7 protein-coding genes are annotated in these 9,976 nt (G+C 69.8%); 1 reads left to right on the top strand and 6 read right to left on the bottom strand.

All coding sequences use genetic code 11. The features are described 5' to 3' along the window. Positions 1-35: 35 nt before the first annotated feature. From gap to uvrC, 6 genes are all read right to left on the bottom strand, one after another. Positions 36-1,046 carry a type I glyceraldehyde-3-phosphate dehydrogenase gene (gap, locus tag ACFTZL_RS34090; RefSeq protein WP_382590901.1) on the bottom strand — a complete coding sequence of 337 codons (1,011 nt, stop codon included), beginning with the start codon at positions 1,044-1,046 and terminating at the stop codon, positions 36-38. A 250-nt stretch (positions 1,047-1,296) separates the two neighbouring features. Next, entirely contained in the window at positions 1,297-4,251 is a 2,955-nt protein-coding gene (locus ACFTZL_RS34085) for a M14 family zinc carboxypeptidase (protein ID WP_382590898.1), read from the bottom strand. A gap of 152 nt (positions 4,252-4,403) precedes the next feature. After that, entirely contained in the window at positions 4,404-5,393 is a 990-nt protein-coding gene (gene whiA / locus ACFTZL_RS34080) for a DNA-binding protein WhiA (RefSeq protein WP_382498783.1), read from the bottom strand. Further along, complete coding sequence (gene yvcK / locus ACFTZL_RS34075; protein WP_189731002.1) at positions 5,384-6,463, bottom strand: uridine diphosphate-N-acetylglucosamine-binding protein YvcK; 1,080 nt, start codon at positions 6,461-6,463, stop codon at positions 5,384-5,386. The genes whiA and yvcK overlap by 10 nt, the downstream gene beginning before the upstream one ends. Further along, complete coding sequence (gene rapZ / locus ACFTZL_RS34070) at positions 6,460-7,419, bottom strand: RNase adapter RapZ (protein ID WP_382590894.1); 960 nt, start codon at positions 7,417-7,419, stop codon at positions 6,460-6,462. Before rapZ ends, yvcK begins: the two co-directional genes overlap by 4 nt. Beyond that, the gene (gene uvrC / locus ACFTZL_RS34065; protein WP_382590891.1) at positions 7,416-9,515 is read right to left on the bottom strand and encodes an excinuclease ABC subunit UvrC; all 2,100 of its coding nucleotides are present in this window, start codon (positions 9,513-9,515) and stop codon (positions 7,416-7,418) included. The genes rapZ and uvrC overlap by 4 nt, the downstream gene beginning before the upstream one ends. Before the next feature lie 265 nt (positions 9,516-9,780). Between uvrC and ACFTZL_RS34060 the strand changes: the two genes are divergently transcribed. After that, positions 9,781-9,933, top strand: a complete 153-nt coding sequence (locus tag ACFTZL_RS34060) for a hypothetical protein (protein ID WP_184597020.1) — start codon at positions 9,781-9,783, stop codon at positions 9,931-9,933. Positions 9,934-9,976: the final 43 nt, after the last annotated feature.

Genomic DNA, 9,976 nt, shown 5'->3' with positions numbered 1-9,976 from the left:
GCCCTGCACTCACATGGTCGTGCCTGCTCAGTTGATCAGAGCTGGTTGCCGACGAAGACCGTAAGGTCGACGAGGCGGTTGGAGTAGCCCCACTCGTTGTCGTACCAGCCGAGGATCTTCACCGAATTGCCCTCCTGGACCATGGTCAGGGAGGAGTCGAAGGTGCAGGAGGCCGGGTCGCTGACGATGTCCGAGGAGACGATCGGGTCCTCGGTGTACGCCAGGTAGCCCTTGAGGTCGCCGTCCTCGGACGCCTTCTTGAACGCGGCGTTGACCTCGTCCTTGGTGACCTCGCGCTGGAGCGTCACGACCAGGTCGGTGGCCGAGCCGGTCGGGACCGGGACACGCATCGCGATGCCGTCGAGCTTGCCCTTGAGCTGCGGCAGGACCAGCGCGGTGGCCTTCGCGGCACCCGTGGTGGTCGGAATGATGTTCTCGGCGGCGGCGCGGGCGCGACGCAGGTCCGAGTGCGGGAAGTCCAGGATGCGCTGATCGTTGGTGTACGCGTGCACCGTCGTCATCAGGCCCTTGACGATGCCGAAGTTCTCGTCGAGGACCTTGGCCATCGGCGCCACACAGTTGGTGGTGCAGGAGGCGTTGGAGATGACGTGGTGGTTCGCCGAGTCGTACTTGTCCTGGTTGACACCCATCACGATGGTGATGTCCTCGTCCTTGGCCGGAGCCGAGATGAGGACCTTCTTGGCGCCGCCGTCGAGGTGCTTCGCGGCGTCGGCCTTCTTCGTGAAGATGCCGGTGGACTCGATCACGATGTCGACGCCCAGTTCGCCCCACGGGATGTCGGCGGGGTTGCGCTCGGAGAGCACCTTGATGGTGTGGCCGTCGACCGTGATCGTGTCGGCGGTGTGCGACACCTCTGCCTTCAGGCGGCCCAGGATGGTGTCGTACTTGAGCAGATGAGCGGTGGTCGCGGTGTCACCCAGGTCGTTGACAGCCACGATCTCGATGTCAGCACCCTGCTCCAGCAGCGCGCGGAAGTAGTTACGTCCGATGCGGCCGAAGCCGTTGATGCCTACGCGGATCGTCACGAACCGATCTCCTCGTTGGTACGCCGGCCATGAAGAGCCGGCGAGCTCTGTTTGGGATGTCCCCGACCGCCTACGACCCTACCTCCCTGAGGCCCCGGTGGTGACATCCAGATGCCCCATACACGGCAGGGCGATCCTTACCCGCCAGTAGGGGTACGGACCGCCCACCAATGAGAGCAAGGTCACCCGTTTTCGCTACGCGGAGCGCGTCCCTGTTGACCAGGGACGTCACCCTTTCAGGGAAAAGGGGTCACCCGTCCAGGGAAGCGAGCGCCTTTCTCATCAGTGCCGTCCGGTCGGCCGCCGCGGCGACGTGTTCCAGGCCGAAGCCCAGCAGCACGGTGTCGTCCGTGGTGACCGCGCCGTATGTCTGGAACAGCGCCCCGGTGCGCGTCCAGTCCTTGAGGACGGCCGGGCTGCCCGCGGGCGGGCCCGCCGTCTTCCAGGCGCCGAGGGAGGTCTCGAAGCCCTCGGTCTCCTTCGCCGTGCCGCCGACGACGAGCGAGGCGTCGTCGGCGAGGACGCCGTGCCCGCCGGTGCCCGGGTCGGTGACGTAGCTGATCGACACCTCGACCGTCTTGCCGGCGTAGGCGCTCAGGTCGAAGTTCACCTGCTGCCAGCCGCTGGAGGCGCCGGTGAGGCTGTGCCACTGGCCGGTGCTGCCGGCCGCGGTGCAGCCGTCATCCGTGAGGGTGAGATAGCGCTTCAGCCAGGGGTGCTCATTGACGTAGAAGCCGGCCGCGCACTCCTCCGGCACGGTGGCCTTGGTGGCGCCGCCCGCCTCGGGCAGGGTCGTCCAGTCGTCGGCGCCGGTGGTGTGGGCCTCGACCAGGACGTGGTCGTAACCGGGCTCGGTGTCCCACAGCAACTGGGTGCGCAGCGCGGGCTTGTCGGCAGCCGTGGTGCCGGTGAGGTCCACGGTGCGGGTGAGGCGCTTGTAGCCGTCGTTGGTGTGGACGGCCGCCGCCATGGAGGAGCCCGCGTACGGGCCGTACGGGTTCACCGTGCCGGCGAACTGTCCCGCGCCCTCGCTCGCGAACTGCGGGTACTTGTCGGCGGGCAGTTCGCCGGAGGTGACGGCGTAGGTGCCCGCCTTGTCCAGCGGATTGCCGGGGGCGCCGGCGAGCGTGCCCGTGAAGCTGCCGAGCCTGCCGGAGCCGGTGAAGCCGGTCGCCCCGGGGGTCGAGGTGCGGCTGTAGGCACCCAGGTAGTACTGGCCGAAGTCGTTCGACAGGGTGCCGCCGCCCAGGTCGACGCTGCCGCCGACCTGCTCGCCCGCCTCGATCAGCCGGCCGCCCTCGTTGAGGAAGGCCCGGAGCTGGAGCTGGGTGGCGATGCCCGGGACGCCCGCGCCCGTGTAGTGGACGACGGTGTCGTAGTGGCTCAGCACACCGAGCGCGTCGGGCGCGCCCTGCTTGGCGACGTCCCAGACGACCGCCTTGCGGCCGTTGGCCTTGAGTGCGTCGACGTAACTCTGCGCCTGCGTGGCGGTGGCGCCTTCCTCGGCGACCACGAGGGTGTTCGCCCTGGGGAGCTCGGCCACGGTGTAGGTGAAGCGCTTGCTGGAGACCGGCTTCCCGTTCTTCGTCTCCCCGGTGAACCACACCTCGACCTTGTCGCCCGGGTCGCCGTCCTTGACCTTCGCCCGGTACTCGTCGAAGTAGAGGTTGTCCTCACCGCCGTACGTCTCGCCGCCCTTCCAGGGCTTGAGCGCCATGTCCTCGGTGCGGCCGCCGTTGACGCGGTACCTGAGCTCCTTGTCGCGCACGGACTTGCGTGCGACGACGGAGATCTCCTGGTCGGCGCCGCGCGAGTACGACGTGGGGAAGGCGGCCGGCGTGAAGTCGGCGGCGCTCATGCCGACCGAGGAGGACGGCCGGTCGGGGTGGGAGGCCGACTCGGCGACGGAGAGCGCGAACGGAATGTTCTTCGCGAACTCCTGCTGGATCAGCTTCTCGTCGTCCGGGAAGGTGAAGACCGACCGGCAGTCGGACGCCTTCCACTCGTCGTTCGGGTCGACGTTCGAGGCGGTCGCGCAGGTCGACATCTCGGGGGTGAACATCGCCAGGCCGTTGACGTTCGCCGCGTGGCCGTCGGCCTCGCCGTTCGTCGTGTACAGCTCGGAGGAGACCTGCGGGTGGTAGCCGGGAACCGCCGGGTTCTCGGGCGTGCCGGCGAGCGCCTCGTACAGGACGTCGTCCGGAGTCGGGGTGGCCACCTGCCAGCCGACTCCGTAGAGGATGAGTTCGGCGGCGGAGTGGTAGTTGATGCCGTACGTGAAGCCGATCCGCTTCTGGAAGGCGTCCAGGGCCTTGGTCTCCGGCTCGGAGCCCGGAGCGGCGCCGCGGTAGGTCTCGCTGGTGGGGTTGGGGGACGAGCCCTCGTCGTCGTAGCCCCACTTGTAGGTGAAGTTGCGGTTGAGGTCGACGCCGTCGCCGGTGCTGATGACGCCGTCGCCGTTGACGTCCCGCAGGTTCTTGCGCCACATGCGGTTGTCGTCGCTCTTGAAGGTGTGGTCGTAGCCGTCGGGGTTGGCCGACAGGAGGAACCACAGCTCGGTGGAGTCGACGAGCTTCTTGACGCGCTTGTCCGTCTTGTAGTTGTCCAGGTAATGGTGCATCAGGCGCCGGGTCATCTCGGGCGTGATCCACTCGCGCGCGTGCTGGTTGGACATGTAGAGGACGGAGGGCTTGGAGCCGTCCTTCGTCTTCTTCGCGTTCTTGGTCAGCTTCAGGGCGAGAATGTCCTGGCCGCCCACCGTCTTGCCGATGGAGACGACCTTGGTGATGCCGGGGTTCTGCTGCGCGGCCCGGAGGATCTCCTCCTTCAGGCCGCCCCCTCCGCTGTACGGGCGGAACACGCCCTCGGCGGCGTTCTTGACGCGGCTCTCGGCCCCCGCGGAGACTTTGTGCTCGGCGAGGTCGACCCCCTGCTTCCGAAGCTTCTTCGCCTGCTGGTCGGTGAGATAGACCTCGACGGTGCCCGTGCCCTTCTCGGGCACCTGCTCGCCGAGTTCGTGGCCGTCCTGGCCGGCCGCCAGCAGCAGGGGTACCTGCTTCTGGGTGACCTCGGCCCGGAAGACCTTGACTTCGTCCGAGTCGGACGGGGCTGAACTTCCCGGTTGTGCCTGGGCGATGGGTGCGATGCTCGCTCCGCCGATCAGGAGCGCGCCGACAGCGAGGATCGATCTCGCTCTACGTCTCATGAACCCCCCTAGCGTGGGTTCGCCACAGCAGCGAACAGATGCCAGGCTCATGACAGTCCATGATCGAGTCAAGAGCGCCTCAACGACACGCCAAAGCCGGTGCCGACCACCCAAGTGGGCGCCGGACACCGGCTGATTGACGGCCTGTGAGGTCAGCCGACGAGGTTGTCGGCGAGATCGTCGGCGAGGTTGGACTCCGTGCCCGGGATACCGAGGTCGGAGGCGCGCTTGTCGGCCATGGCCAGCAGGCGGCGGATCCGGCCGGCGACGGCGTCCTTGGTCAGCGGCGGGTCGGCCAGCGCGCCCAGCTCCTCCAGGGAGGCCTGCTTGTGCTCCATGCGCAGCCGGCCGGCGGCCGCGAGGTGCTCGGGGACGTCGTCGGCGAGGATCTCCAGGGCACGCTGCACGCGGGCACCGGCGGCGACGGCAGCACGGGCCGAGCGGCGCAGGTTGGCGTCGTCGAAGTTGGCGAGCCGGTTCGCCGTGGCGCGCACCTCGCGGCGCATCCGGCGCTCCTCCCAGGCCAGCACCGACTCGTGGGCACCGAGCCGGGTCAGCAGGGCACCGATGGCGTCACCGTCACGGACGACGACCCGGTCCACACCGCGCACCTCACGGGCCTTGGCCCCGATCGACAAGCGGCGGGCGGCGCCGACCAGCGCGAGCGCGGCCTCGGGGCCCGGACACGTCACCTCCAGGGAGGAGGAGCGGCCGGGCTCGGTGAGCGAGCCGTGTGCCAGGAACGCGCCACGCCAGGCGGCCTCGGCGTCGCAGGTGGCCCCCGAGACCACCTGCGGGGGCAGGCCGCGGATCGGGCGGCCACGCCCGTCGACCAGGCCGGTCTGGCGGGCCAGCTGGTCCCCGCCGGCGATGACGCGCACCACGTAGCGGGAACCGCGGCGCAGTCCGCCGGGTGCCATCACGATCAGTTCGGAACTGTGGCCGAAGATCTCCAGGATGTCCCGCTTCAGACGGCGGGCCGCCATCGCGGTGTCCAGCTCCGCCTCGATCACAATCCGACCGCTCACCAGGTGGAGGCCGCCGGCGAACCGCAGCATGGCGGAGACCTCCGCCTTTCTGCAGCAGGTCCGGGTGACGGGGAGCCGGGAGATCTCGTCCTTCACCGCTGCCGTCATCGCCATGGGCCGATCCTTCCATGCATCCGAAAAATACGGTCGTACGCGGCGGCCAACAGCTCCGGGTCGTGCCTCGGGGTCCCGTCGGGCCTGGCCACCGGCGCCAGCTCGACCGCGGCCCCGAACCGTTTGGCGGCATCGGTCAGGGAGTCGCGGTCGGGCACGGCGGCCTCGTCGGCCAGCACCACGTCCAGGGCGAGTTTAGGGGCGTGTCGTCCCAAAACCTCCAAATGACGCTGCGGGGAGAAGCCCTCGGTTTCTCCGGGCTGCGGGGCGAGGTTCAGGGAGAGCACCCGGCGTGCCTTGGTCTGCGTGAGCGCGTCCAGCAGCTCGGGCACGAGCAGATGCGGGATGACCGAGGAGAACCAGGAGCCGGGGCCGAGCACCACCCAGTCCGCGTCCAGGACGGCCTCGACCGCCTCGGGCACGGCGGGCGGGTCGTGCGGCACGACGTGCACGGACTGCACCTCGCCCGGGGTGAGGGCGACGGTGGCCTGGCCGCGGACCGTGTCGACCTCCTCCGGGCGCTCCGGGTCGTGGCCCTTGACCAGGGCCTGGAGCTCCAGTGGGACGGCGGACATGGGCAGCACGCGCCCCTGGGCGCCGAGCAGGCGTCCGACCAGGTCGAGGGCCTGCACGTGGTCGCCGAGCTGCTCCCAGAGGGCGACGATCAGCAGGTTGCCGACCGCGTGCTCGTGCAGGTCGCCCTGGGACTGGAAGCGGTGCTGGATGACCCGGGCCCAGGTCTGGCCCCAGTCGTCGTCACCGCACAGCGCGGCCAGCGCCTTGCGCAGGTCGCCCGGCGGCAGCACGCCCAGCTCGTCGCGGAGCCGGCCGCTGGAGCCGCCGTCGTCGGCCACGGTGACGACGGCCGTGAGGTCGCCGGTGATCCGGCGCAGTGCGGCCAGCGAGGCGGACAGGCCCATGCCGCCGCCGAGGGCGACGACCTTGGGCTGGGTGCCCCGGCGGCGCGGTCTGCCGCCCCGGGCCTCGGCGGGCCGGCCGGCCCGTGCATCGGTGCTGCCGTCGGGCACCACCCGGCGCAGCCGGCTCAGCCGCGGAGTACGTCGTGTCATTCGCGTCCCATGTCCCGGTGTACGACCACGGTCTCCACGCCCTCGGACGCGAGCCGGGCGGCGAGCTTCTCCGACATGGCGACCGAGCGGTGCTTGCCGCCCGTGCAGCCCACGGCGATGGTCACGTAGCGCTTGCCCTCACGGCGGTAGCCGGTGGCGACGAGCTGGAGGAGCTCCGTGTACCGGTCGAGGAACTCCTTGGCTCCGGGCTGGTTGAAGACGTATCCGGAGACCTCGTCGTTGAGGCCGGTGTACGGGCGCAGCTCCGGGACCCAGTGCGGGTTCGGCAGGAAGCGGCAGTCGACGACGAGGTCGGCGTCGACCGGCAGGCCGTACTTGTAGCCGAAGGACATCACCGTGGCCCGCAGCTCCGGCTCCTCCTCGCCGGCGAACTGGGCGTCCATCTTGGCGCGCAGCTCGTGCACGTTCAGGCTGGAGGTGTCGATCACCAGGTCGGCGTCGCCGCGCAGCTCGCGCAGCAGTTCGCGCTCGGCGTCGATGCCGTCGACGATCCGGCCGTCGCCCTGGAGGGGGTGCGGGCGGCGCACCGACTCGAAGCGGCGCACCAGGGCCTCGTCGGAGGACTCCAGGAAGACGATCCTCCGGGTGACGTTCTTCGCCTCCAGGTCGGCGAGGGACTGGCGGAGGTTGTCGAAGAAGCGGCGGCCGCGGACGTCGACGACGACGGCGATCCGGGCCACGTTGCCCTGGGAGCGGGCGCCGAGCTCCACCATGGTGGGGATCAGCGCGGGCGGCAGGTTGTCGACGACGAACCAGCCGAGGTCCTCCAGGCACTTCGCGGCCGTCGAGCGGCCGGCCCCGGACATGCCGGAGATGATCACCAGCTCGGGGATGGCCGCGTCCGGGACCGGGGCCTTGTCGTTGGGCGTGCCCGTGCTCACCTGTGCTCCGTCTCCGGCTTGCTGTTCTTGCCCGTCGTGCTCGTTCACATTCATGTCTCCTGCCCCCGTCGTTCGTCCGGGGCGCCCATCGTCACGGGCTCCCCACTGGAACCCATGGTGCCGGGTTCCGAGCCGGCTTCCGTGCCGGGTTCCTCTTCCATGATCTCTCCGGTCGCCGTGTTGACGGCGGGTGCGGCCGGGGCCGCCTGGGCGAGGGCCGCCGCGATGGTCTCCGCGGTCTTGCGGCCTATGCCGGGAACCTCGCAGATCTGGTCGATGGTGGCAGATCGCAATTTCTTCAACGAACCGAAGTGTTTCAGGAGTGCCTGCTTCCGCGTGTCCCCGAGTCCCGGCACGTCGTCCAGGGGGCTGGACCGGAAGCGCTTGGCCCGCTTCGCGCGCTGGTAGGTGATCGCGAAGCGGTGGGCCTCGTCACGGACCCGCTGGAGCATGTACAGGCCCTCGCTGGTGCGGGGCAGGATCACCGGGTCGTCGTCGCCGGGCAGCCAGACCTCCTCCAGGCGCTTGGCGAGGCCGCACACGGCGATGTCGTCGATGCCGAGCTCGTCCAGGGCCCGCCGGGCGGCCGCGACCTGGGGGGCGCCGCCGTCGACGACCACGAGCTGGGGCGGGTAGGCGAACTTCCTGGGGCGACCGTCGTCCTCGGTGAGGCCGGTCCCGACGATCTCGCCGTTGCTGTCGATCTCAGGGGTCTCGGCGTTCTCGCCGTCGGTCCACTCCCCCGTCCTCTCCTTCTCGGCGAGGTAGCGCCGGAAGCGGCGGGTGATCACCTCGTGCATGGAGCGGACGTCGTCCTGCCCGGCGAAGCCCTTGATCTGGAAGCGCCGGTACTCGCTCTTGCGGGCGAGCCCGTCCTCGAAGACGACCATGGAGGCCACGACGTCGTCGCCCTGGAGGTGGGAGATGTCGTAGCACTCGATCCTGAGCGGGGCGCTGTCCAGGTCGAGGGCGTCGGCGATCTCCTCCAGGGCACGCGAGCGCGTGGTCAGGTCGGAGGCGCGCTTGGTCTTGTGCAGGACGAGCGCCTGCTGCGCGTTGCGCTGCACCGTCTCCATGAGGGCCTTCTTGTCACCGCGCTGCGGGACGCGCAGGGAGACGATCGAGCCGCGCCGCCCGGTGAGCCACTCCTGGACGGGCTCCACGGGGTCGGGCAGGGCCGGGACCAGGACCTCCTTGGGGACGGCGTCTCCGGTCTCCTCGCCGTAGAGCTGCTGCAGGGCGTGCTCCACGAGGGCGCCGGTGGTGATCTCCTCCACCTTGTCGGTGACCCAGCCGCGCTGGCCGCGCACGCGTCCGCCGCGTACGTGGAAGATCTGGACGGCCGCCTCCAGCTCGTCCTCGGCGACGGCGATCAGGTCGGCGTCGGTCGCGTCGGCGAGCACGACCGCGCTCTTCTCCATGGCCTTCTTCAGGGCCTCGATGTCGTCGCGCAGCCGGGCCGCCCGCTCGTACTCCATCTCCTCGGCCGCTTCCGCCATCCGCTTCTCCAGCGGCCGGATGTACGTGTTCGTCCGGCCGGCCATGAAGTCGCAGAACTCATCGGCCAGTTCGCGGTGCTCCTCGGCGGACACCCGGTCCACGCAGGGGGCCGAGCACTTGCCGATGTAGCCGAGGAGGCAGGGGCGGCCGGTGCGGGCGGCGTTCTTGAAGACACCGGCCGAGCAGGTGCGCACGGGGAAGACGCGCAGCAGCAGGTCGACCGTGTCGCGGATGGCCCACGCGTGCCCGTACGGCCCGAAGTAGCGGACGCCCTTCTTCTTGTGACCGCGCATCACCTGCACGCGCGGGTACTCCTCGTTCATCGTCACCGCGAGGTACGGGTAGCTCTTGTCGTCGCGGTACTTGACGTTGAACCGGGGGTCGTACTCCTTGATCCAGGAGTACTCCAGCTGAAGCGCCTCGACCTCTGTGGACACCACCGTCCACTCCACGGACGCGGCCGTGGTGACCATGGTCCGGGTGCGCGGGTGCATTCCCGCCAGATCCTGGAAGTAGTTCGCCAGGCGCTGGCGCAGGCTCTTCGCCTTTCCGACGTAGATCACCCGGCGGTGTTCGTCGCGGAACCTGTAGACCCCCGGCGTATCGGGGATCTCACCCGGTTTGGGGCGGTAGCTGGAGGGGTCGGCCATGTCTCACACCCTACTGGCGAGCACCGACAGTCCGACGGGAGCGCGGGACATGATCACGGGCTTGGCGGGTGGCAGTTTCCAACGGCATGTCCCGCCGCGGGGATTACGGCGGGCCGGTAGCGGGAATGCAGGCTTCCCACGGGGACACGGCGACGTCCGGCGGACGAGGGCCGTGTCGGTGCAGGCACAGGTTGTCAGTGCGGACCGGCCGCTTCCCACGCGGAGCGGGCGGGCCACGGGTCGGAGGGCTGCGCAGATGAAGCAGATGCGGATCGAGAAAACCCGGCGGACGGTCCGTGCCCGCCGGTACGCGGACGAGGCGTTCGCGCTGCGCGACGCCCTGGACCCGCGCGACCCCGACATAGTGCGGGCCAAGCGTCTCGCCCTCGAGGAACAGGGCGGAAGCGACCGCTCCTAGAAACTCACCGTCTGCCGCGAACGCCCGGGGTGTACGCCCCGGG

Source organism: Streptomyces sp. NPDC056948, assembly GCF_042674225.1.
Lineage (GTDB): Bacteria > Actinomycetota > Actinomycetes > Streptomycetales > Streptomycetaceae > Streptomyces > Streptomyces purpurascens.
The sequence above is the reverse complement of the archived record's forward strand: the minus strand, read 5'-3'. Positions and strand labels throughout refer to the sequence as shown.